22 protein-coding genes are annotated in these 22,716 nt (G+C 66.6%); 8 read left to right on the top strand and 14 right to left on the bottom strand.

The window, feature by feature from the left end; translation table 11 throughout:
* Nucleotides 1-12: 12 nt before the first annotated feature.
* From pspC to IE191_RS09010, 4 genes are read right to left on the bottom strand one after another with little or no spacing between them, the layout of a single operon-like run.
* A complete protein-coding gene (pspC, locus tag IE191_RS09025) occupies nucleotides 13-390 on the bottom strand; it encodes an envelope stress response membrane protein PspC (protein WP_191324051.1) in 378 nt (125 codons plus the stop codon).
* Nucleotides 387-689 (bottom strand): envelope stress response membrane protein PspB, encoded by a 303-nt coding sequence (gene pspB / locus IE191_RS09020; protein WP_191324050.1) that lies wholly within the window; start codon nucleotides 687-689, stop codon nucleotides 387-389. Before pspB ends, pspC begins: the two co-directional genes overlap by 4 nt.
* A 5-nt stretch (nucleotides 690-694) precedes the next feature.
* Nucleotides 695-1,510, bottom strand: coding sequence for a phage shock protein PspA (pspA, locus tag IE191_RS09015; RefSeq protein WP_229815211.1), 816 nt, complete (start codon nucleotides 1,508-1,510; stop codon nucleotides 695-697).
* Nucleotides 1,507-1,707, bottom strand: a complete 201-nt coding sequence (locus IE191_RS09010; protein ID WP_191324049.1) for a hypothetical protein — start codon at nucleotides 1,705-1,707, stop codon at nucleotides 1,507-1,509. Before IE191_RS09010 ends, pspA begins: the two co-directional genes overlap by 4 nt.
* A 149-nt stretch (nucleotides 1,708-1,856) precedes the next feature.
* Here IE191_RS09010 and pspF point away from each other — a divergent pair, with 149 nt between their 5' ends.
* Together pspF and recF are read left to right on the top strand one after the other, a co-directional pair.
* On the top strand, nucleotides 1,857-2,891 hold the full coding sequence (pspF, locus tag IE191_RS09005) for a phage shock protein operon transcriptional activator (protein ID WP_191324048.1): 1,035 nt from the start codon (nucleotides 1,857-1,859) through the stop codon (nucleotides 2,889-2,891).
* Between the two features lie 172 nt (nucleotides 2,892-3,063).
* Nucleotides 3,064-4,134, top strand: coding sequence for a DNA replication/repair protein RecF (recF, locus tag IE191_RS09000; protein ID WP_191324047.1), 1,071 nt, complete (start codon nucleotides 3,064-3,066; stop codon nucleotides 4,132-4,134).
* A gap of 33 nt (nucleotides 4,135-4,167) precedes the next feature.
* Here the strand turns inward: recF and IE191_RS08995 are convergent, their stop codons facing one another.
* From IE191_RS08995 to clpB, 3 genes are all read right to left on the bottom strand, one after another.
* Nucleotides 4,168-4,890 carry an SPOR domain-containing protein gene (locus IE191_RS08995; RefSeq protein ID WP_191324046.1) on the bottom strand — a complete coding sequence of 241 codons (723 nt, stop codon included), beginning with the start codon at nucleotides 4,888-4,890 and terminating at the stop codon, nucleotides 4,168-4,170.
* A gap of 4 nt (nucleotides 4,891-4,894) precedes the next feature.
* Complete coding sequence (argS, locus tag IE191_RS08990; RefSeq protein WP_191324045.1) at nucleotides 4,895-6,658, bottom strand: arginine--tRNA ligase; 1,764 nt, start codon at nucleotides 6,656-6,658, stop codon at nucleotides 4,895-4,897.
* A gap of 163 nt (nucleotides 6,659-6,821) precedes the next feature.
* Nucleotides 6,822-9,407 (bottom strand): ATP-dependent chaperone ClpB, encoded by a 2,586-nt coding sequence (gene clpB / locus IE191_RS08985; RefSeq protein WP_191324044.1) that lies wholly within the window; start codon nucleotides 9,405-9,407, stop codon nucleotides 6,822-6,824.
* Between the two features lie 201 nt (nucleotides 9,408-9,608).
* Between clpB and IE191_RS08980 the strand changes: the two genes are divergently transcribed.
* A complete protein-coding gene (locus tag IE191_RS08980) occupies nucleotides 9,609-12,530 on the top strand; it encodes a M16 family metallopeptidase (protein ID WP_191324043.1) in 2,922 nt (973 codons plus the stop codon).
* 218 nt (nucleotides 12,531-12,748) lie between these two features.
* Entirely contained in the window at nucleotides 12,749-13,282 is a 534-nt protein-coding gene (locus IE191_RS08975) for a hypothetical protein (RefSeq protein WP_191324042.1), read from the top strand.
* Between the two features lie 67 nt (nucleotides 13,283-13,349).
* On the opposite strand, the gene IE191_RS08970 is transcribed toward IE191_RS08975, so the two are convergent.
* The 7 genes from IE191_RS08970 to rpsU all read right to left on the bottom strand — a co-directional run bounded on the left by IE191_RS08970 (nucleotide 13,350) and on the right by rpsU (nucleotide 19,580).
* Nucleotides 13,350-14,270 carry a hypothetical protein gene (locus IE191_RS08970; RefSeq protein ID WP_191324041.1) on the bottom strand — a complete coding sequence of 307 codons (921 nt, stop codon included), beginning with the start codon at nucleotides 14,268-14,270 and terminating at the stop codon, nucleotides 13,350-13,352.
* Nucleotides 14,270-14,962, bottom strand: a complete 693-nt coding sequence (locus IE191_RS08965) for a flavodoxin family protein (protein ID WP_229815210.1) — start codon at nucleotides 14,960-14,962, stop codon at nucleotides 14,270-14,272. Before IE191_RS08965 ends, IE191_RS08970 begins: the two co-directional genes overlap by 1 nt.
* 1 nt (nucleotide 14,963) lies before the next feature.
* The gene (gatB, locus tag IE191_RS08960; RefSeq protein WP_191324040.1) at nucleotides 14,964-16,460 is read right to left on the bottom strand and encodes an Asp-tRNA(Asn)/Glu-tRNA(Gln) amidotransferase subunit GatB; all 1,497 of its coding nucleotides are present in this window, start codon (nucleotides 16,458-16,460) and stop codon (nucleotides 14,964-14,966) included.
* A gap of 1 nt (nucleotide 16,461) precedes the next feature.
* Nucleotides 16,462-17,946, bottom strand: coding sequence for an Asp-tRNA(Asn)/Glu-tRNA(Gln) amidotransferase subunit GatA (gene gatA, locus IE191_RS08955; protein WP_191324039.1), 1,485 nt, complete (start codon nucleotides 17,944-17,946; stop codon nucleotides 16,462-16,464).
* Between the two features lie 207 nt (nucleotides 17,947-18,153).
* Complete coding sequence (gatC, locus tag IE191_RS08950) at nucleotides 18,154-18,456, bottom strand: Asp-tRNA(Asn)/Glu-tRNA(Gln) amidotransferase subunit GatC (protein WP_022674991.1); 303 nt, start codon at nucleotides 18,454-18,456, stop codon at nucleotides 18,154-18,156.
* A 128-nt stretch (nucleotides 18,457-18,584) separates the two neighbouring features.
* On the bottom strand, nucleotides 18,585-19,157 hold the full coding sequence (locus IE191_RS08945) for an FKBP-type peptidyl-prolyl cis-trans isomerase (protein ID WP_191324038.1): 573 nt from the start codon (nucleotides 19,155-19,157) through the stop codon (nucleotides 18,585-18,587).
* A gap of 216 nt (nucleotides 19,158-19,373) precedes the next feature.
* The gene (gene rpsU / locus IE191_RS08940) at nucleotides 19,374-19,580 is read right to left on the bottom strand and encodes a 30S ribosomal protein S21 (protein WP_011446475.1); all 207 of its coding nucleotides are present in this window, start codon (nucleotides 19,578-19,580) and stop codon (nucleotides 19,374-19,376) included.
* Between the two features lie 185 nt (nucleotides 19,581-19,765).
* Between rpsU and IE191_RS08935 the strand changes: the two genes are divergently transcribed.
* Genes IE191_RS08935 through IE191_RS08920 form a run of 4 tightly spaced genes read left to right on the top strand, consistent with a single transcriptional unit; the run spans nucleotide 19,766 to nucleotide 22,652 of the window.
* Nucleotides 19,766-21,088, top strand: a complete 1,323-nt coding sequence (locus tag IE191_RS08935) for an RluA family pseudouridine synthase (RefSeq protein ID WP_191324037.1) — start codon at nucleotides 19,766-19,768, stop codon at nucleotides 21,086-21,088.
* Nucleotides 21,085-21,747, top strand: coding sequence for an HAD-IA family hydrolase (locus tag IE191_RS08930; RefSeq protein ID WP_191324036.1), 663 nt, complete (start codon nucleotides 21,085-21,087; stop codon nucleotides 21,745-21,747). The genes IE191_RS08935 and IE191_RS08930 overlap by 4 nt, the downstream gene beginning before the upstream one ends.
* 3 nt (nucleotides 21,748-21,750) lie before the next feature.
* Nucleotides 21,751-21,966, top strand: coding sequence for a hypothetical protein (locus IE191_RS08925; RefSeq protein WP_191324035.1), 216 nt, complete (start codon nucleotides 21,751-21,753; stop codon nucleotides 21,964-21,966).
* A complete protein-coding gene (locus IE191_RS08920) occupies nucleotides 21,963-22,652 on the top strand; it encodes an ATP12 family chaperone protein (RefSeq protein ID WP_191324034.1) in 690 nt (229 codons plus the stop codon). The genes IE191_RS08925 and IE191_RS08920 overlap by 4 nt, the downstream gene beginning before the upstream one ends.
* Nucleotides 22,653-22,716 lie beyond the last annotated feature (64 nt).

Here is a 22,716-nt window from a genome sequence, read left to right as displayed (position 1 = left end):
ATGGTCGGGCGTTCAGCGCAGGCTTTCGATTTCCTGGGCCAGGCGCGGATTGCTGGACACGTAGAAGTGCTCCACTTCGGCCAGGCGCCGATCGATATCGCGCAAGGAAGCGCGCACTTCGCGGGCCGAGCGGGCGGGCGACTGGCGCACGCCCTGCCAGAACTTCTGCTCCTGCCGATCGACATAGAGCGCCGCCGGCTTCTTTTCAGCCAGGAAGCCCAGCCCGAAATAGATGATCGGCAGGAAGCCCAGGCCGCACAGCGTGCCGACGACAACCGCCAGGCGCACCCACAGCACGTCGACCCCGGTGTAGTCGGCAATCCCGGCGCAGACGCCCATGAACTTGCCATTGGCCTTGTCGCGATAGAAACGGGTACGGGCAGCGGTCATTTCACGGTCCCCTTGGATTGGGCCATCAGCCGGTCGAGTTCTGACAGGTCGGCGGCGTGGCTGTCGCGGGCCTCGCCCAGGCGGGCCGGACGGAATTGCGGGTTTTCGGCGGCCACTAGGCGTTCCACGGTGTCCATCCGCTCTTCCAGCCGGCGGGCGACGCGATAGAGTTCTTCAAGCAGTTGCTCGTCACCGCTGGTCAGGGTGGCGGCGGTCTTCCACTTGGTCATGTAGTGCAACACGATCCAGGGCAGCGCGACGAACAGGGTAACGAGAGCAAAAAACGGCGTCAGGTCCATGGCGCTCAGCCCTCCTTGCCCATGGCGCGCTTCATCGCGGCCAGTTCCTCGTCGATCTTGTCCTGCCCCGCCAGCGCGGCGATTTCATCGGCCAGGCTCGGCGGGCCGCTTTCGGCAATGCTCAGCGCATCGGCGCGGCCTTCGGCATAATCGACCCGGCGTTCGAGCTGGTCGAAGCGGGCCAGCGCCTCGTCCACGCGCTCGCTGGTCATCAGGCTGCGCAGGCGGACGCGGTTTTCCGCGCTTTCCAGGCGGGCAGCGATCGCCGTCTGGCGGCTGCGCGCCTCGCGCAGGCGGGTCTGGAGCTTTTCGATGTCCTGCTCATAGGCGCGCATCGAATCGTCGAGCACGGCCACTTCGCCGCGCAGTTGCTCGGCCATGTCGGCCGCCTTCTTGCGCTCCACCAGCGCGCCGCGCGCCAGGTCCTCGCGATCCTTCGACAGCGCGAGCTGGGCCTTTTCCGCCCAATCGGCCTGGAGCCGGTCCAGCTTGGCAACGTGGCGCAGCATTTCCTTCTGGTCGGCAATGGTGCGCGCGGCCGAGGCGCGGACTTCCACCAGCGTCTCTTCCATTTCCAGGATGATCATGCGGATCATCTTGGAGGGATCGTCAGCCTTGTCCAACAGGTCGTTGAAATTGGCGGCAATGATGTCGCGCGTGCGCGAGAAAATGCCCATCAGGTTCGCTCCGTTGAAAAAGGGCCTCTGCCCCGTGCTATCACTTTGTCCGCTGCCCGGCGAGGGGCGCAGCCGGGCCGCACGCAGCGCCTCGTCGAAACGCGAGGCGCCGCCGCTCGGCACGGGTTCTAGGATGGAATTCATGCCAGGCCTCCGGTGATGGCCGAAACCGACCGGGTCACGGCGGTGTGGCCATTGGCTGGGCCATGGGCAGCAGTGCCCAGGCCGGGAAATTCGGGAACATGGCGGGCGATCACCACGGCGTTCATCGCCAGCATCGCGGCAATGCTGACCAGGGCGGCGCGGCCAAGACGGGTGGAGAAGAACGGGGCGGTGGTCATTGGGGTCACTCCGAAAGCGGTTGCCTGATATTCAGCAAGGCCCGTGCCAAATCGCGCAAACACCGCATTTCCGGCACTTTCCCGGAAAATGCAGTGCCGGGGATTGGCACATCTTGCCCGCACTTGGGAAATTGTGCCAAATGTTGGCCATGGATCGCGAAGTGCAGTTCATCGGCCAGTCAGGGGCCTTCCTCGATGCGGTGGAGCGCGCCAGCCGCGCCGCGCCGATGCGCCGCCCCGTGCTGGTGATCGGGGAGCGCGGCACCGGCAAGGAACTGATTGCCGAGCGCCTGCATCGCCTGTCCACGCGCTGGCAGGAACCGCTGGTGACGATGAACTGCGCCGCCCTGCCCGAAACCCTGATCGAGGCCGAGCTGTTCGGGCACGAGGCCGGCGCGTTCACCGGCGCCACCCGCGCCCGCGCGGGGCGGTTCGAGGAAGCGGACAAGGGCACGCTGTTCCTCGATGAACTGGGTACGCTGTCGATGGGCGCGCAGGAACGCCTGCTGCGCGCGGTGGAATACGGCGAAGTGACGCGCATCGGCGCGAGCCGCCCGATCCGGGTGGACGTGCGCATCGTCGCGGCCACCAACGAGGACTTGCCGCGCATGGCCGCGCAAGGCCGCTTTCGCCCCGACTTGCTCGACCGGCTGAGCTTTGAAGTGATCACCCTGCCCCCGCTGCGCGTGCGCGAGGGCGACGTGGCGGTGCTGGCCGACTATTTCGGCCGTCGCATGGCCGCCGAATTGCAGTGGGACGCCTGGCCCGGCTTTGCCCCCCATGCCCAGGCGCAGATGGAAAACCACGCCTGGCCGGGCAACGTGCGCGAACTGCGCAACGTGGTGGAGCGCGCGGTCTATCGCTGGGACGATCCCGATCGGCCGATCGGCCATGTCCAGTTCGATCCGTTTGAAAGCCCGTGGAAGCCGGCCAGCCTGCCCGCTGCCGCACCCGCTTCCGACGCCTGCACCACCGTGATGCAGCATGCCACCAGCGCCAGCGATTTCGACACGATCCAGGACTTGCGCGCCGCCGTGGACGCCCACGAGCGCGCGATCCTGGAGCATCACCTCGGCCGCAACCGCTACAACCAGCGCCAGACGGCCAAGGCCCTGGGCGTGACCTATGACCAGTTGCGGCACTGCCTGAAGAAGCACGGCCTGCTGGAGCGTGGGCAGGGGTGATGGCGGCAAGTGGCGCGCGAGATTTCCACCACCCCCAACCCCCTCCTCTGAAGAGGAGGGGGCTTTATGCGCCGTTCCCCCCCTCCTCTTCAGAGGAGGGGGCTTTGTCCCGTCTGCTCCCCCTCCTCTTCAGAGGAGGGGGTCGGGGGGTGGTGGAAGGCGTTCACGACCCATGCCGCTGACCCGCCTGACCCTGCGCGATTTCCGCAACCATGCCGCCACGCGGCTGGATGGCCTTGCCATGTTCAACGTGCTGGTGGGCGAGAACGGCGCGGGCAAGACCAACGTGCTGGAGGCGCTGTCGCTGCTGGCGCCGGGTCGCGGGCTGCGCCGCGCCCAGCCGGCGGAGATGGCCGCGCGCCATGGCGATGGCAGCTTTGCCGTGGCGGTCGAGATGGAGCACGGCGAAGTGGTGCTGGGCACGCACACCCAGCCCGCCGCGCCGGGACGGCGCCTGGTGCGGATCAACGGCGCGCTGGGCCCGGCGGCGCGGTTGGCCGAATGGCTTTCGCTCACCTGGCTGACTCCGGCGATGGATCGCCTGTTTGCCGAAAGCGCGGGCAATCGCCGCCGCTTTCTCGATCGGCTGGTGCTGGCCCGCCTGCCCGGCCATGCCCAGACCAGTGCGCGATACGAAAACGCCCTGCGCGAACGCAACCGCCTGCTGGCCGACGATCGCGAACCCGATCCCGCCTGGCTCGAAGCGCTGGAAAGCCAGCTTGCCGAAACCGGCGCCGCCATTGCCGCCGCGCGGGCCGATCTGGTGGCAGACCTCGGCGCGGTGCTGGAAACCCTGCCCGAGCAGCCCTTTGCGCGCCCGTCCCTGGCCTATGCCAGCGACACGCCGATCGACGCGGAAGCCCTGCGCGCGGCGCTGCGCCAGGGCCGCCGGCGCGACCGCGCGGCCGGGCGCACCCTCACTGGCCCACACCGCGATGACCTCGCCGTGCGCCTCGCCGCCAAGGACGCACCCGCCGCCGATTGCTCCACCGGCGAACAGAAGGCGATGCTGATCGCCATCGTCCTCGCCCACGCGCAACTCACCGCCGGCCCGCGCCCGCGCCTGCTGCTGCTCGATGAAATAGCGGCGCACCTCGATCCGCTGCGCCGCGCCGCGCTGTACGAACGCCTTGCTGCCTCCGGTGCGCAAGTGTGGATGACGGGCACCGAGCCGGCGCCCTTTGCCGAGATCGCCGGCGAGGCGGCGCTATGGCACGTGCACGACGGGGTGGTGACGCGCTGAGCGCGCTCCGTCCCGTCCCCTACCGCGCGCGGGTCAGCGCTTGACCTGGCACTTCACCCCTTCGCCCTGGAGCGTGTTGCACAGTGCATTGGCGGCGGCCACGTCACCGGGCACGGCCTGGAGACGATAGACTGTGCCGATATCGGCCTTCCCGGCAATCACGCGATGGTTCATGCCCTTGAGGCTTTCGTGCGCGACGACCAGCTTGTTCCAGCCGGTTTCGGCCAAGGCCTGACTGGAAAACGCGCCGACCTGCACGCCCACGCCGCTGACGGCAGGGGCGGCGGGCTTGTCGGCGGCCTTCTCGGCAGGCTTATCGGCAGAATGGGCCGAAGGGGCAGCGCTGGGCGCGGCAGCGGGCGCATCCTTGGCGGCCAGCGCGGCGGTGGGGCGTTCGCCCTCGCTCACCTTGAAGCTGGAATCGCCGGTGCCCTGGAACGTCTTGCCGCCCGGATCCTTGGGCGCGACCTTGTAGGGTTCCTTGCTCGCCTCGATCAGGCTGCCATCGGCGGCGGCCGGTGCGGCATTGCGATGGGTCGCCCAATAGATCGCGCCGACAATCGCGGCGAGCAGGATCAGCGCGAGCACGCCAAAGCCGATCAGGCGCCCGTTGTCGGGGCCTTCGTCTTCCAGATCGACATCGTCAGCGCTTTCCAGCCAGGGCAGGCGTTCTTCGGCGCCCAGGTCCAGCGCTTCGGCGCCTGCACCCTGGCCCGAACCATGCCCCGCGTTGTTCTGCGTGTCCCCGTTCACCATCGCCTCAAAGCTCCTGCGCGGCCTCAACCCCCAAGATGGCCAGGCCGTTCTTCACAACCTGCCCGATTTGCGCGGCCAGGAAAAGCCGGGCCTCGGTAAGGTCCTTATCCTGTGCCACAATGAAGCGCTTTTCGGGCTTGTCGTTGCCGAAGTTCCAATAGGCGTGGAACGCGGCGGCAAGGTCGTAGAGGAAGAACGCGATGCGGTGCGGCTCGCGCGCCAGCGCCGCGCCCTCGACGATGCGCGGGAACTGCGCGGCCAGCTTGACCAAGCCCAGTTCTTCCTGACCCAGCAGCGCCAGGTTGGCCGCGCTCGGCGCCCAGCCAAGCTCGGCGCCCTTGCGCAGCGTGGAGCAGATCCGGGCGTGGGCATATTGCACATAGAACACCGGATTGTCCTTCGATGCTTCCACCACCTTGGCAAAGTCGAAGTCCATTTGCGCGTCGGGCTTGCGGGTGAGCATGGTGAAGCGCACCACGTCCTTGCCCACTTCCTCCACCACATCGGCCAGGGTGACGAAATTGCCCGCTCGCTTCGACATCTTCACCGGCTGCCCGTCGCGCAGCAACTGGACCATCTGCACCAGCTTGACCTCGAAGGGCTTCGGCTTGGCACCTTCTGCCCCGGTCAGCGCGGCAACGGCGGCCTTGATCCGCTTGACCGTGCCGGCATGGTCGGCGCCCCAGATATCGACCAGCGCGTCGGCGGTTTCGGCCTTCTGGAAGTGATAGGCGAGGTCCGCGCCGAAATAGGTCCAGCTCCCGTCCGACTTCTTGATCGGGCGATCCTGGTCATCGCCAAAGCGGGTCGAACGGAACAGCGGCAGTTCCACCGGCTCCCAGTCTTCGGGCGTCTTGCCCTTGGGCGCTTCGAGGTGGCCGTCATAGACCAGGTCGTGCGCGCGCAACCAGGCTTCGGCAGCCTCCGGCTTGCCGGCGGCCTGAAGCTCCGCTTCCGACGAAAACAGATCGTGGACGATGCCCAGCTTGGCGAGATCTTCCTTGATCATCACCAGCATGGCCGCCACGGCCTTTTGCCGGAACAGCACCAGCCATTCGCTTTCCGGCGCGGCGACATAGCGATCACCATATTCGGCCGCGAGCGCCTGGCCCACCGGCACGAGATAGTCGCCCGGATAGAGCCCTTCGGGAACGGCGCCCACATCCTCGCCCAGCGCCTCGCGATAGCGCAGGTGCGCCGAGCGGGCGAGCACGTCCACCTGCGCGCCGGCATCGTTGACGTAGTATTCCTTGATCACCTTGTGCCCGGCGAACTGGAGCAGCGCGGCCAGCGCATCGCCCACCACGGCGCCACGGCAATGGCCCATGTGCATCGGGCCGGTCGGGTTGGCGGAGACATATTCCACGTTGACCGTGGTGCCGCCGCCCAGCGTGGAGCGGCCATAGTCACCGCCCGCCGTGCCGATCAGGGCGAGTTCGTCGATCCACGCGGCATCGACCAGGCGCAAGTTGATGAAGCCCGGCCCGGCGATCTCGGCACTGGCGACGCGCGGGTGGGCGGCCAGTTCCTCCACCAGCAAGGTGGCCAGCGCGCGCGGGTTGGTGCCCGCCGGCTTGGCCAGGACCATCGCCGCGTTGGTGGCCAGATCGCCATGGGCCGCATCGCGCGGCGGCTCGCACGTCACCGCGCCGCGCGCCAGGCCAGCGGGCAGCGCGTCCTTGGCAACCAGCGCATCGAGCGCGGCATCGATCACGCCGGCATAGGCGGCAAACAGGCTCTGGGCGGCAATGGGGCTATCGGTGGTCATGGCTGGGCCGATAGCGAATTTGTCGGGGCTTGGGAACCTTGGGGATTGGGCCGTGTGCAAGGTGTCGCACCACCCCCAAACCCCCTCCTCTGAAGAGGAGGGGGCTTTACCCTTGTTTCTCCCCATCCTCTTCAGAGGAGGGGGTCGGGGGGTGGTGGATGCCTCAAGCCGCGCCCACCACAAACCCCAGCGCGCCATCGCCTTCGTCGATCGTCACGGTGCTACCATCCGGAATCTCCCCGGCAAGCAGGCGCTCGGCCAGCGGGTCTTGCAGATAGCGCTGCACCGCGCGCTTCAGGGGCCGCGCGCCATAGACCGGGTCGTAACCCACCCGGCCGAGCCAGCGCTTGGCCGCCTCGGTCAGGTTCAGCGTGATCTTGCGATCCTTGAGCAGCCTGGCCACGCGCGCCACCTGGATATCGACGATCGGGGCCATGTGTTCCTGGCCCAGGCGGTGGAACAGGATGATCTCGTCCAGCCGGTTGAGGAACTCCGGCCGGAAGTGCGCGCGCACCACGTCCATCACCTGCGGCTCGACCGTGGCCACATCCTCGCCCTCGCCCAGGTTGGCCAGATACTGGCTGCCCAGGTTGGAGGTGAGGATGATCAGCGTGTTGGTGAAGTCCACCACGCGGCCCTGGCCATCGGTCAGGCGCCCGTCGTCGAGCACCTGCAACAGCACGTTGAACACGTCCTGGTGCGCCTTTTCCACCTCGTCGAACAGCACGACCTGATAGGGCCGGCGCCGCACCGCCTCGGTCAGCACGCCGCCTTCGTCATAGCCGACATAGCCCGGAGGCGCGCCGATCAACCGGCTGACCGCGTGCTTTTCCATGAACTCCGACATGTCGATGCGCACCATCGCGTTGTCATCGTCGAACAGGAAACCGGCCAGTGCCTTGGTCAGCTCGGTCTTGCCCACGCCCGTCGGGCCAAGGAACAGGAAGCTGCCGAGCGGGCGGTTGGGGTCTTGCAGCCCCGCGCGCGCGCGGCGCACGGCCTTGGAAACGGCCAAGACCGCGTCCTTCTGGCCGATCACCCGCTTGCCCAGCGCCTCTTCCATGTTGAGCAGCTTCTCGCGCTCACCTTCCATCATGCGGTCGACGGGCACGCCGGTCCAGCGGCTGACCACGGCGGCAATGTCCTCGGCGGTCACTTCCTCGCGCAGCAGGGCGTTCTGGCTGGCGCCCTGCGCCTCGCCCAGTTGCCGCTCCAGCTCGGGGATGCGGCCATAGGCCAGCTCCCCGGCCTTGGCGAGATCGCCCACGCGCTGCGCCTGCTCCAGTTCCACGCGCGCGGCGTCGAGCTGCTCCTTGATCTTGCCTTCGGCCTGGATCTTGTCGCGCTCGTTTTGCCAGCGGGTGGTGAGTTCGGCCGATTGTTGCTCCAGGTTGGCCAGGTCTTCGCGCAGGGTGTCCAGCCGGTCGCGGCTGGCCTGGTCGGTTTCCTTGGCCAGGGCCATTTCCTCGATCTTGAGCTGAATGATGCGGCGATCGAGGTTCTCGATTTCCTCCGGCTTGCTTTCCACTTCCATGCGGATGCGGCTGGCGGCCTCGTCCATCAGGTCAATCGCCTTGTCGGGCAGGAAGCGGTCGGCGATATAGCGGTTGGACAGCGTCGCGGCGGCCACGATCGCGGCATCGGCGATGCGCACGCCGTGGTGCACCTCGTACTTCTCCTTGATCCCGCGCAGGATCGAGATGGTGTCCTCCACCGTCGGCTCGCCCACGAACACGGGCTGGAACCGGCGTTGCAGCGCCGGGTCCTTTTCCACGTACTTCTGGTATTCATCCAGTGTGGTCGCGCCGATGCAATGCAATTCGCCCCGCGCCAAGGCCGGCTTGAGCAGGTTGGACGCATCCATCGCGCCATCGGTCTTGCCCGCGCCGATCAGGGTGTGCATCTCGTCGATGAACAGGATGATCTCGCCTTCGGCGCCCTTCACTTCGTCGAGCACGGCCTTCAAGCGTTCCTCGAACTCGCCGCGATACTTCGCGCCAGCAATCAGGCTGCCCATGTCGAGCGCCATCAGGCGGCGATGCTTGAGGCTGTCGGGCACATCACCATTGGCGATGCGCAGCGCCAGGCCTTCAGCAATCGCCGTCTTGCCCACACCGGGTTCGCCGATCAGCGCCGGGTTGTTCTTGGTGCGGCGCGCGAGGATCTGCACGGTGCGGCGGATTTCCTCGTCGCGGCCGATCACCGGATCGAGCTTGCCGGCCCGCGCCGCCTCGGTCAGGTCGCGCGCGTACTTCTTCATCGCGTCATAGGCGTTTTCCGCCCCGGCGCTGTCGGCAGTGCGGCCGCCACGCAGCGCGGTGATCGCCGCTTCCAGCGCCTGGGGCGTCAGCCCGGCGGCCTTGAGCGCCTGGCCGGCAGCGGTGGTGCCCGCCAGCGTCAGGGCCAGCAGCATCCGCTCCACGGTCACGAAGCTGTCGCCGCTCTTGGCCGCGACCTGCTCGGCCTGGTCAAGCAGGCGCACGGTATCGTTGTCCAGCCCCGGCGAAGCCTGCGCGCCCGAGCCGGAGACTGCGGGCAACCTGCCCAGCGCCTTGTCCACGTCCGCCAGCGCCACGGCCGGATTGCCGCCGGCGCGCTGGATCAGCCCACTGGCCATGCCTTCCTGGTCTTCCAGCAGGGCCTTGAGCACGTGTTCGGGGGTGATGCGCTGGTGGCTCAGGCGGATGGCCAGGGTCTGGGCCGCCTGGAGGAAACCCTTGGCGCGATCGGTGAATTTCTCGAGGTTCATGACGGTGTCTCGCTCTCCTGACCGCCCCAAGGTAGTGTGGCTTTTGGGCAACACAAGGACGTGGATCAAATTTTGCCAAGGCGGTTGCAATCCAAACCAAACGGACGCGGCAAGCCCCCACGATAGTTCAGCTTTGACTCAGGCGCGCAGGCCCTTACACATCGTCGCAGAGATATTTCGAGACAGGACAAGCCCCCCTCCATGCAGCGCTTCCTCAACGCCTCTCTCCTGGCCCTGGCGATTGCCTCGGCCGCGCCTTCGCCCGTGCTAGCCGCGACAACGACCGCGCCGGCCGCACCTGCGCCCGCCCCGCTGGCCGATCTGGTGAAGGCAGTGAACATTCCCTACGAGCAGTTCTCCCTGCCCAACGGGTTGCGCGTGCTGGTGCACACCGATCGCAAGGCGCCGGTGGTGGCGATTTCGGTGTGGTATGGCGTGGGATCGAAGAACGAGCCCAAGGGCAAGACCGGTTTTGCCCACTTGTTCGAACACCTGATGTTCAACGGCAGCGAGCACAACAAGGGCGATTATTTCACGCCGCTGCAAAACGCCGGCGCAACGGATTACAACGGCACCACCTGGTTCGATCGCACCAACTATTTCGAGACCGTGCCTTCGGCAGCGCTCGATCGCTTCCTGATGCTGGAATCCGATCGCATGGGCTATCTGCTCGGCGCGGTGACGCAGGAAACGCTCGATAACCAGCGCAGCGTGGTGCAGAACGAAAAGCGCCAGGGCGACAACCAGCCGTTCGGCCTGGTGGAATACGAACAGCTCGAAAACCTCTACCCCGTCGGCCACCCCTATCACCACAGCACGATCGGCTCGATGGCCGATCTCGATGGCGCCAGCCTGGCCGACGTGAAGGCCTGGTTTACCGATCACTATGGCCCGAACAACGCCGTGCTGGTGCTGGCCGGGGATATCGACCTGGCCACGGCCAAGGCCAAGGTGGCCAAGTGGTTCGGCGCCATTCCCGCCGGGCCAAAAGTGCAGCCGGTCGCGGCCCCGGTGCCGACCCTGCCCGCCCCCGTGGCAAAGACGATCAAGGATGAAGTGGCGACCACGCGGATCTATCGCATGTGGGCCATTCCCGGATACGACAATCCGGATTACCTGCCCTTGCAGATCGGCGCAGTGATCCTGGGCGGCCTGGCCTCCTCGCGCCTGGATGACAACCTGGTGCGCGGCCAGCAAGTGGCTGTAAGCGCCGGCGCGAACGCGGAAATCTATGCCCAGGCTGGCCAGTTCGTGGTTCAGGCCGATGTGAAGCCCGGCCAGGATGCCGCCGCCGTGGGCGCCGCGCTCGATGCGCAGATCAAGCGCCTGGTCACCGAAGGACCGACTGCCGACGAACTCGCCCGCGCCAGCACCGTCACCGCCAGCGACCAGATCCGCAAGCTGGAATCGGTTGGCGGCTTTGGCGGCAAGGCGCCGACGCTGGCCGAAGGGCTGCTCTATCATGGCGACGCGGGTTATTACCGCAAGGAACTGGCCGACATGGCCGCCCTCACCCCGGCCAAGGTGCGTGCGGCCTTGCAGAAGTGGCTGACGCGGCCGGTCTTCGCGCTCACCGTGGAACCCGGCACCCGCACCGAAGGCGGCGAAGCCCATGGCGGCTGGGCCAGCAACGACACCACGGCCAACAGCGTGACCGGCGGCGGCCACGGCAGCGCGGCGCACCCGGCCTATTGGCACCAGCCCGGCCAAGACCCGGCGCCGCGCCCGGCTGTACCTGCTGCCGCCACTGGCCCGGATCGCAGCGAACTGCCGCCGATCGGCCAGCTTGCCGCGCTCCAGTTCCCGCAGATCGAGCGGGCGACGCTGTCCAACGGGGTGAAGGTGGTCTTCGCCCGTCGCGCGGCGGTGCCGGTCGTTTCGGTGCAGGTGGCGTTCGATGCCGGCTTTGCCGCCGATCCGCGCGCCGCGCTGGGCACGCAGGCCATGCTGCTCAAGATGATGGACCAGGGCACCAAGTCGCTGGATGCGGCGGCCTTTGCCCGCGCCCGCGAAAACCTGGGCGCGGACATCAGCAACGCCGCCCTGCCCGACAGCACGGCGTTCCAGCTTGATGCCGTGGCACCCAACCTGGCCGGTTCGCTGGCCTTGCTGGCCGACTATATCCGCAACCCCGCGCTCAAGAGCGACGATCTGGAGCGCGTGCGCGCGCAGCAACTGGCCGCAATCGATGCAGAACTGCGCGATCCCTCGGCCATGGCCTCGCGCGTGCTCTATCCCGCGCTCTACGGGCCACAGCACCCCTATGGCACGCCGCCGACCGGCACCGGCGATCCCGCCGTGGTCAAGCGCCTGACCCCGGCCGATCTCGCCGCGTTCCACCAGGCGTGGCTGCGTCCGTCGAAAGCCACGATCTTCGTGGTCGGCGACACCACGCTGGCGGCGGTCAAGCCGCTGCTCGAACGCAGCTTCGGCTCGTGGGCCGAACCGGCCGGCGCGGCGCCGGTGAAGAACCTCTCGGCACCGATCCCCGCCGCCTCGCAGCGCATCCTGCTGGTCGATCGCCCGGCTTCGCCGCAATCCATGATCATGGCCGGCGAAGTGCTGGGCGCCACCGGGCGCGATGATCTGGTGCCGCTGCGCACCGCCAACGAAGTGCTGGGCGGCAGCTTCCTCTCGCGCCTCAACATGGACCTGCGCGAAAGCAAGGGGTGGACCTATGGCGTGAGCAGCGCGGTGAGCGAGCGGCAGGACCGCGTGATCTACCGCATCGTGGCCCCGGTGCAGACCGACCAGACCGGCCCGTCGATCGCCGCCATGCAGGCCGACATGGGCGCCTTCCTCAAAGACAAGGGCGTGGCGCCCGATGAACTGAGCTGGGCCACCCAAGGCGCGGCGCGCGAACTGCCCGGCGCATTCGAGACCTCGTCCTCGGTGCTCGATGGCCTGGTCAAGATCGTGCAGTTCCAGCGCCCCGACGACTATTACACCCGCCTCGCCATCCGCTATCCCACCTTCACCGCCCCGCAGCTCGACCAGGCCGCCCGCGCCGCGCTCGATCCGGCCAAGCTGACCTGGGTGGTGGTGGGCGATGCCGCCAAGATCAAGCCGCAGCTCGACAAGCTCGGCCTGCCGGTGGACGTGGCGAGCGTGCCGGGGAAGTAAGGCGAAATAAATACTTCCAAATCGGTTAAGATTGGCCTGCAAGCGCGCACTCGCAGCTTGCAGGCCAATCTTGGTAAAGCTATGCCAGCGCTGCAACTTTTCGTTGCAAAGTCCATTTGCCGGGGGGACAAAATGGCAGGGCGCAATCATCATTTCATTGCTTCGCCGGCAATTCCGGACCTCCTCGGCTGTGCACCCAATCACACCGGAGAATATCGATGAAAGCATTGGCCGCCCTTGCGCTCGGCGTAGCGCTTTGCACGTCCCCTGCCGCGGCAAGCCCCGAAAAGGCAGAACTGATTACATTGCCAACCCCGCCTGCCGGCAAGGCACAAATGGTCTTCTTCCGCCCTGGGGGTTTTGGCGGCTCTGCCATCAGTTGCGCCGTGAGCGAAGCAGGGGCAAAGATCAGCTCGCTGCCGCCGGCCCGCTTCTTCGTCGCTGTGGTCGAGCCGGGCCGTCACACGTTCCGCGTTTCGTCGGAGGCGAAGGATGAAATCTTCGTCGACCTGAAGCCCGGTCAGACCCAATATGCCAAGTGCTCGATCGCCATGGGCTTCATGGCCGGCCGCCCCAAGCTCGAAATCGCACAAGAAGCCCAGTTTACCAGCAAGCCTTGGAAATCGGTTACGCCCGATCGCATGGCAGCCAATGTTCTGACGGACGAACAGATCAAGGCCGCACTGGCCGCTCAAGCCGGCACGGATGCCGGAACCGCAGCAGCGACCACGGCCGCCGCCCCCGCTTCCTGAAGGCGCAAATCCAATCTGTTGATAGAGCCCCCTGCCAGTGCATGGCAGGGGGCTTTTTCGCGGCCACCTACAGCTTGGGCTTCTGCATGCTGACAAGCTTGGGATTGGGCAGCGCCTGGCCAGTGCGCTCGTCGATCACCGTGTCGCGGCGATAGGACAACACGCCGGGAATGGGCGCCAAGCGGCTGACGACCACCGCACCGTAGTTGTTGAACTTCCCGTGGGCATGCAGCTCGGCAGCAACCACTGTCCAGTTTTTCAAGCTGTCCGGAACAGTCATATCAAGATCTGGCGCCGCGAACGGATCAACGCGGGGCGGCTTGCCAGCTTTAGCCCGTTCCTCAGCAGACTTGGTCCACTCGACTTGGGCAACGGTCATATCCAGCTTCTGCTGCGGCAGTGCCCACAGCATGTTGCCCAGATTGGTCACCACACCCGCCTTCACTTCGAACTGCACGGTGCCCATGCACATGCATGGAGCGACAGGGACACCAACCCAATAATAGATGCCTGGCTTTACCACAGTCAGAAAAGACGTTCGCGCACCCTTCGTGTAACGGAATTGCGGACCGAAGCTGACCATGTCTCGCGTATCGAGCGGCGCCACCTCGACGTTGTCGATCGTCGGCTCGACCGGCTTTTCGGGATAAGGCCCCTTGTTGCCGGACTTCTTGAGCATGTCCACTGTGGCCTCCCAGTCCGAGATGGCACCGGGGTATTTCTTCTGCGCCTTTGCCAGAGCGTCCTTGCGGTCCTGTTCCCACGCTGCGCGGGTGGCCTCGTCCGGCACGCGCATGAATGTCCCCATGGCGCCACCGATGCCACCGATCAGGATGTAACCCAAATCTGGGTCGCGGGTGACTTTGCCCGAAAGCACATCCGCCTCCCCGATCGGCTGGTTCGGGCGGAGCGGCGCAGCAATGGCGAACGGCGAGATCAACGCCAACGAGATTGCCATACCCAATGACGTTGCAAACGAACGTTTCATCACAGCCCCAGCTCCTTCGTCGTCGGCTTCGGTCCCGATGCCACAAGCGCCTGTAGCGCCAGGGCATTGAGGCGGGTGTTTTCCTTCTTGCGGCCGAGACCTTCCTCGAAGTTGAATTCCTTCCACAAGTCACCACTCAGCGGGTAGCGGTGGTACTGCTTGAAGCCCATGCAGTTGCGCAAGCTGACCCGCCGTTGCTCACGGCGCATTGCCGAGCCAAAAATGGCATCAGCCATGGCCGACCCGATCGCGCCACCCACACCGCCAGCCAGCGGTCCGTAGGTGCTCATCACACCACTCATCGCGCCCGAGTCGGCGCCGTAATAGATGCTCGAGCCGCTGGCCAAGGCATCGCATTCGCGGATATCGTCATAGGCCTGGGCGAAGCTGGTGCCTTCGCGATGAAAATAGAAATACTTGTCGTAGTTCTGCTCGTCCGCCGGCGTCGGCGTAAAATCCAGCTTCGGCATTGTCAGCGTTGCCGGATCGGGCGCTTCATAAAGCGTGGCACCCGCCTCCTGTGCAGCAGCAGGCGCCGCAGCAAAAAGGGCCAGCGAAGCAGCGCCAGCCCACAAGGTTCGTTTCACAATCATTCCCCTGTTCAGTGACAGGGGAATGATTGCAAATTTTTGCAACAGTTCAAAGGCAAACCGGCATTGCCACCAATCTGGCAGCAATGCCGGCCAGCTCAATTCACCCCAGCTTGGCTTTCAGCACCTGGTTCACCAGTTGCGGATTGCCCTTGCCGGCCATGGCTTTCATCGTCTGGCCCACGAAGAAGCCGAACAGGGCTTCCTTGCCGCCGCGATACTGTTCCACCTTGTCGGCATTGGCGGCGAGAACCGCATCCACTGCCGCTTCGATCGCGCCGGTGTCGGTGGTCTGCTTGAGGCCTTCGCGCTCCACGATGGCAGCCGCGCCGTCGCCGGTTTCCAGCATCTTTTCCAAGACCTGCTTGGCGATGGAGCCGGAAATCGTGCCGTCGCCCACCAGGCTAAGCAGTTCGGCGGCGGCTTCGGGCGAGACCGGGCTGTCTTCCAGGCCCTTGCCCAGCTTGTTCAATGCCCCGAACAGTTCGCTGGTCAGCCAGTTGGCCGCCTGCTTGGCCACGGCGGCTTCGTCCTTGCCCTGCTTGGCAGCGCTGGCCGTGATCAGGGTTTCGAACCAGGCGGCGGTATCCACGTCGGCGGTCAGCACCGCCGCGTTATAGGCCGAAAGCCCGAGGGTTTCGGTATAGCGCGCGCGCTTGGCGTCGGGCAGTTCGGGCAGGCTGGCGCGGCATTCCTCCAGGAAGGCATCGCTCAGTTCCAGCGGCAGCAGATCGGGATCGGGGAAATAGCGATAGTCGTGCGCGTCTTCCTTGCTGCGCATCGACCGCGTGGTGCCCGTGCCCGGATCGAACAGGCGGGTTTCCTGCACGATCTTGCCACCCGCTTCCAGCACGTCCACCTGGCGGCTGGCCTCGTGCTCGATCGCGGCCATGACGAAGCGCACCGAGTTGACGTTCTTGGTTTCGGTGCGCGTGCCGAATTCCTCGCCCGGACGGCGCACCGAGACGTTGACGTCTGCCCGCATGGAGCCCTGGTCCATGTTGCCGTCGCACGAGCCGACATAGCGCAGGATCTGGCGCAGCTTGGTGAGATAGGCCCCGGCCTCGGCCGGCGAGCGCATGTCGGGGCGGCTGACGATTTCCATCAGCGCCACGCCCGAACGGTTGAGATCGACGTAGGACATCGTCGGGTGCTGATCGTGCATCAGCTTGCCCGCGTCCTGCTCAACGTGGATGCGCTCGATGCCGATCACCTTGGTGCCGGCTTCGGGGTTCTTTTCATCCAGCACGATCTCGATCTGCCCTTCGCCCACCAGCGGGTGATAGAGCTGGCTGATCTGGTAGCCCTGCGGCAAATCGGCGTAGAAGTAGTTCTTGCGATCGAACCGCGACCATTTGTTGATCTGCGCGTCGATCGCCATGCCGGTGCGCACCGCCTGGCGGATGCACTCGCGGTTGGGCACCGGCAGCATGCCGGGCATGGCCGCGTCGACCAGGCTGACCTGGGTGTTGGGCTCTGCCCCGAAAGCCGTGGCGGAACCGGAAAAGAGCTTGGCCTGGGTGGTGATCTGGGCATGGACTTCCAGCCCGATGACCACTTCCCACTCGCCCGTGGCGCCCTGGATACGATAGCTGCTCATCTTACCACCACTTACCCGGCTTGGCCGAAAACTGTGCGCGCTGTTCAAGCGCAAGGCTGGCGTTCAGCACGCCCTGTTCATCGAGCGGACGGCCGATCACGTGCAGGCCGAGCGGCAGCCCGTCGCGCGAGAGACCGGCGGGGACCGACATCGCGGGCAGGCCCGCCAGGCTCGCCGGCACCGAGAACACGTCGTTGAGGTACATCTCCACCGGATCGGTGCTCTTCTGCCCCAGCGGGAACGCGGCCGAAGGCGCGGTGGGGGTGAGGATCACGTCCACCGTCTCGAACGCCTTCATGAAGTCCTGGCTGATCAGCGCACGGACCTTCTGCGCCTGGGTGTAATAGGCGTCATAGAACCCGGCGGAGAGCACATAAGTGCCGATCAGGATGCGGCGCTTGACCTCGTCGCCGAAACCGGCGGCGCGGGTGGCGGCATACATCTCTTGCAGGTTGGCGCCTTCGGGCAAGTCGCGCAGGCCATAGCGCACGCCATCATAGCGGGCGAGATTCGACGAAGCCTCGGCCGGGGCGATGATGTAGTAGGTCGGCAGCGCATACTTGGTGTGCGGCAGCGAGATGTCGACGATCTCGGCGCCGGCATCCTTGAGCCAGGCAATGCCGTCGTCCCAGCTCTTGGCGACATCGGCATCCAGGCCATCGACGCGGTATTCGCGCGGGATGCCCACTTTCTTGCCGCGCAGATCGGCGTTCAGCCCGGCTTCCCAGGCGGGCACCGGCAGATCGAGGCTGGTCGAATCCTTGGGATCGAACCCGGCCATGGCTTCCAGCATGATCGCGCAATCGCGCACGTCGCGCGCCATCGGCCCGGCCTGGTCGAGCGAGGAGGCAAACGCCACCACGCCCCAGCGCGAGCAGCGGCCATAGGTCGGCTTGATCCCGGAAATGCCGGTGAAGGCAGCCGGCTGGCGGATCGAGCCGCCGGTGTCGGTGCCGGTGGCGGCGGGAGCGATGCGCGCGGCAACGGCGGCCGAAGACCCGCCCGAGGAACCGCCCGGCGCCAGCGGGGTGGTGTCGTCCCCCTTGCGCCAGGGCGAGATCACTTTGCCGAAACCGCTGGTCTCGTTGGACGAACCCATGGCGAACTGGTCGAGATTGAGCTTGCCCAGCATGCCCGCGCCCGCATCCCACAGCTTCTGCGAGACAGTGCTTTCATAAGGCGGGACAAAGCCTTCGAGGATCTTGCTGGCCGCCGTGGTCTGCACGCCCTTGGTGGCGAACAGATCCTTCATGCCGATCGGCACGCCGGCCATCTTGCCCAGCGGCTGGCCAGCGGCGCGCATCGCATCGACCTTGGCCGCCGCGGCCAGGGCAGCATCGGGCGTGGTCACGATAAAGGCATTGAGCGCGCCCTGCGCGGCTTCAACGGCAGCGTTGAAGGCCTGGGCCACTTCGGTGGCGGTAAAGGCGCCACCGGCCACCCCATCGCGGAGGGCGGCAACGCCGAGTTCGGTCAAGTCAGTCATCAGTTCAAACCGATGGTTGCGCATGGACGGTCATGGGTCCGTGCGTGGGAAACTGGAAGGCTTCTGGCGGCCATGGTGCGCTTGGCGTGCTTCGACAGGCTCAGGACAGGCCCTTCGACAAGCTCAGGCCGAACGGAGAGATTACCCACAACCCACCTCCGTTCGTGCTGAGCTTGTCGAAGCACGCCGGGCGCAACGCAGCCAAGATTACTCGATCACCTTGGGCACGCCGAAGAAGCCGTGCTCGGCCACCGGCGCGTTGGCCAGCACGGCATCGCGGATGTCGCCGCCGGTCAGCGGATCGGCGTTCACCACGTCATCGCGCAGGCGCAGGGTGTTGGGGATCACCGCGGTCATCGGGGTAACCCCGGTCACGTCCACTTCGCCCAATTGCTCCACCCAGGCGAGAATGCCGTTGAGTTCGGGGACCATGGCCTCAAGCTGGGCCTCGCTCACCTTGATGCGCGCAAGACTGGCGATCTTCGCCACGTCGGCGGTATTCACGGACATGCCGTCCCTTTCGTGCAGGGTTATGCCAAAAAACAAGAACACCGCGCGCTACCATCGCGCGCGGTGTCCTTCAAGCCGTGGAGGCCGGCGCGCCGCAGGGCCGAGGCCCCAGGCGCAACCGATCCAGATCAGTTGGCCGGAGCCACCGGAGCCGCTGCGGCGCCCGCCGCACCGGCCGCGCCGCCTTGGGCCTGCATCTGCTGCTGCAAGGCCTGCATCGCGGCCTGCTGGCGCTGAAGCTCTGCCATGGAGCGGAATTCGAGCAGTTCGACCTCGAACACCAGGTCGCTGTTGGCGGGGATCGCGACGCTGCCGTCGCGGCCCGGCATGGCCTGGCTGCCATAGGCCAGCGCCGCCGGAATCTCGAGGCGGTACTTGCCGCCCACCTTCATCTGTTGCAGCCCCTGGGCAAAACCGGGGATCACGCCTTGCAGCGGCATCGCGGCGTTTTCGCCCCGGTCGAATTCCTTGCCGGTGCTGGCGATGCGGCCGACATAGTTGATCAGCGCCACGTCAGACGTGGTGGGCGACTTGCCCGTCCCGTCCTTGAGCGCGATCACGCGCACTTCGCTGAAATGCACCGGGCGCGCCGCCCAGGCCAGGCCGATGCCCACCAGCACGGCGACGATCACGCCCAGCCAGACTTTGGCGAGCGAGCCCTTGGCAACGGGCTGCAACGGAACGCGGGTGATTTCCGACATTGGTTTCCCTCTGGGGTTTCCCTCTGGATTTTCCCTGATCAGGCAGCCCCAAGGTGTGAGGGCCGCCTGCCCGGTGCCTGCCCGCCGATTCGCATGCCTGGCCAAGGCCGTGGCGCGAACCAACGAAAAGGGCGCCGTGATTCACGGCGCCCTCTTGGCCCAGCACAGGGCCTATCGCAAGTGCTCAATGAGGCGGTTGCGCCGCCCCAGATCACCTTACTTGGCGCCGTCGCGCTCCTGGCGCTTGCGCTCCAGCTTGCGGGCGCGGCGCACGGCAGCGGCCTTTTCGCGGGCGCGCTTTTCCGACGGCTTTTCAAAGTGGCGGCGCAGCTTCATTTCGCGATAGACGCCTTCACGCTGAAGCTTCTTCTTCAGGGCGCGAAGAGCTTGGTCCACATTGTTGTCGCGAACGAGAATCTGCATAAACCGACATACCTCAACAGCTTCGGGCGAGAGCCCGCAGCCGCGCGGGGGTCACCAGATACCAGGAACACAAAACGGGCCGAATCCGACCAGGACCGGCTCGAACCGGGCGCCCAATAGTGATTCTGCGCGCGAAAGGCAAGCAATGTCGTGCATTTTGCAGGCAAAGGCCGTATGGGCGCGCGATGACTTCCTTCAAAGCCCCTCATGGCAAAGGCCACGGCAACGCAGACGCCGTGCGCCAGTTCACCATCAAACGTGACGACAACGATGTGCGGCTGGACCGCTGGTTCAAGCGCAACCTGCCCGAAGTGAGCTTTGCCATGGTGTCGCGCTGGGCGCGGACCGGCCAGATTCGCGTGGACGGCAAGCGTGCCGATGTCGATACCCGCCTTGCCACTGGCCAAGTGCTCCGCGTGCCGCCCGCTGGCGGACCCGTACCCGGCATGGGCGGCAAAGGCCCCCGCACCCGCAAGCCGCTGACCGAGGAACAGATCCAGCTCGCCGAAAGCATCGTGCTGGAACAGGATCGCGCCGCGATCGTGATCAACAAGCCGCCGGGCCTCGCCACGCAGGGCGGAAGCGGCACGCACGAGCATGTCGATGGCCTGCTCGATGCCTATGCGCCCGACAACGCCCCGCGCCCGCGCCTGGTCCACCGCCTGGACAAGGATACCTCCGGCGTGCTGCTGGTGGCGCGCACGCCGGGCAGCGCGGCGTTCTTTTCCAAGCGCTTTTCCGGGCGCACCGCGCGCAAGATCTATTGGGCGCTGGTGATGGGCGTGCCCGATATCCACGACGGCATGATCGAACTGCCGCTCGCCAAGCAGCCGGGCACCGGCGGCGAAAAGATGATGGTGGATGAAAGCGAGCATGGCCTGCCCTCGCGCACCCGCTATCGCGTGATCGACCGCGCCGGCAACCGCGCCGCCTGGGTGGAATTGCAGCCGTTCACCGGCCGCACCCACCAGTTGCGCGTGCACATGGCCGCGATCGGCCACCCGATCGTGGGCGATGGCAAGTATGGCGGCCAGGCCGCGTTCCTTTCGGGCAGCATCAGCCGCAAGCTGCACCTCCATGCCCGCCGCCTGCGCATCGAGCATCCCGAAGGCGATCTCATCGATGTGACCGCCCCGCTGCCCGAGCATTTCGCCAAGAGCCTGGAGCAACTGGGCTTTACCGAAAGCGAAGGCGACCTGCCGCTCGAAGCGCCGGTTCTGGTCGATCCCAAGACGCAGGAAAAGCGCGTGGCCAAGGCCCACGCCAAGCAATATCGCAAGGAACGCCGGGGCGAACGCCGCAAGCGCGCCGATGGCCCGGCCACCGGTGGCAGCCGCAAGCCCACCGGGCAGCGCGCCAAGATCGTCGGCAAGCCCGCTGGAAAGCCTGCCGGGAAGCCCGCACCCAAGGCTGGCCCCAAGGCGGCCGGACCGAAAGCGGGCGCCAAGCCGGCCGTGCGTCGCGCGCCGGCCAAGGCACCCTCGGCCAAGGGGCCTGCCAAGCGATGACCCTGCGCCTCGCCATCTTCGATTGCGATGGCACCCTGGTCGATAGCCAGGCGGATATCGGCGCGGCGATGGACGGCGCGTTCCATGCCATGGGCCTGGTGCCGCCGCCGCGCAGCGAAACCCGGCGTATCGTCGGGCTTTCGCTGACCGAGGCGATGCGCCGTCTGCATCCCGAAGGCGACGCGCAGACCCACGAGATGCTGACCCAGGCCTACAAGGACACGTTCCGCGCCCGGCGCGAGGCGGGCATGGTGGGCGAGCCGCTCTATGACGGCATTGCCACGTTGGTGGAGGGTCTGGCCCATCGCGGCTGGCTGCTGGGCGTGGCCACCGGCAAGAGCGACCGGGGCCTGGCGCACTGCCTGACGACGCACGGCCTTGCGCGCCACTTCGTCACGCTGCAAACCGCCGACCGCCATCCGTCGAAGCCGCATCCCAGCATGATCGAGGCCTGCCTCGATGCCACCGGGGCCGATACCGCGCTGACCGTGATGATCGGCGATACCGCCTATGACATGGCCATGGCCCGCAATGCCGGAGTGCGCGCCATCGGCGTCGATTGGGGCTATCACGAGCGGGCCGAACTGTTTGCCGCCGGTGCCCATGCCGTGGCCGGCAGCGTGGCGGAACTCGCCGAACTGCTCCACGCGGTCGGCTGAGCCATGGCCGATCCCGCGCTCGGGCGCTTTGCCCTGCTCCAGGCCGTGCGCCTTGCCGGCACGCTCGTCACGCTGGCGGGGGCCATGGCCGCCTCGGGCAATGTGCCCTGGCTCGCCGCCGTGCCACCCTGGGCGGCGCTGGCCCTGGCCTTTGCCGGCCTCACCCTGTTCTTTGGCGCGCCGCGCTGGCTGGTGCGGCGCTGGAAACGAGACACATGAAGCGCTTCTATGAAGACGTGACCGTCCTGGCCGAGGACGGCGGCTTTCGCGTGGCCCTCGATGGCCGGGGCATCCGCACCCAGGGCGGCCGGCCGCAGATCGTGCCGAGTGCCGCGCTGGCGCAGGCCATGGCCGCCGAATGGGAGCTCCAGGGCGAAACCATCGACACCGCCCGCTTCGCGTTTCGCGACATGGCCGACTACGCCATCGACGTGGTCGCCCCCGATCCGCAGGCCGCGCGCGCGGACCTGCTGCCTTATGCCGAGACCGATACGCTGTGCTATCGCGCCGAGCCGGACGAGCCGCTGGCCGCCCGCCAGCGCCTGCTGTGGGAACCCCTCGTCGCCATGGCCGAGGCGCGCCACGGCGTGACCTTCACCCGCGTATCGGGCGTGATGCACAAGCCGCAACCCGAAGCGACGCTGGCCGCGCTCGACCGGGAGCTTGCCACCCTGTCGTCCTTCGCGCTGGCAGCCCTGCGCAACACCACCAGCCTCGCCGCCTCGCTCATCATCGGCCTCGCCGCGCTCGATCCGGCGGCAGACATCCCGGCCCTGTGGGACGCGGCCTGCGTCGAGGAAGACTGGCAGGCCGAACTCTGGGGCAAGGACGACCAAGCCCAGGCCCACCGCACCCGCCGCGGCCAGGCCTTCGCCAAAGCCGCCGAATTCGCGCACTTGCTGTGAGCTGAGAGCCCCCTCCTCTTCAGAGGAGGGGGTTGGGGGTGGTGCGAACCCAAGCACAACCCCA

The organism is Novosphingobium pokkalii (assembly GCF_014652855.1).
Lineage (GTDB): Bacteria > Pseudomonadota > Alphaproteobacteria > Sphingomonadales > Sphingomonadaceae > Novosphingobium > Novosphingobium pokkalii.
This window is presented reverse-complemented; position numbering and strand designations above follow the sequence as displayed.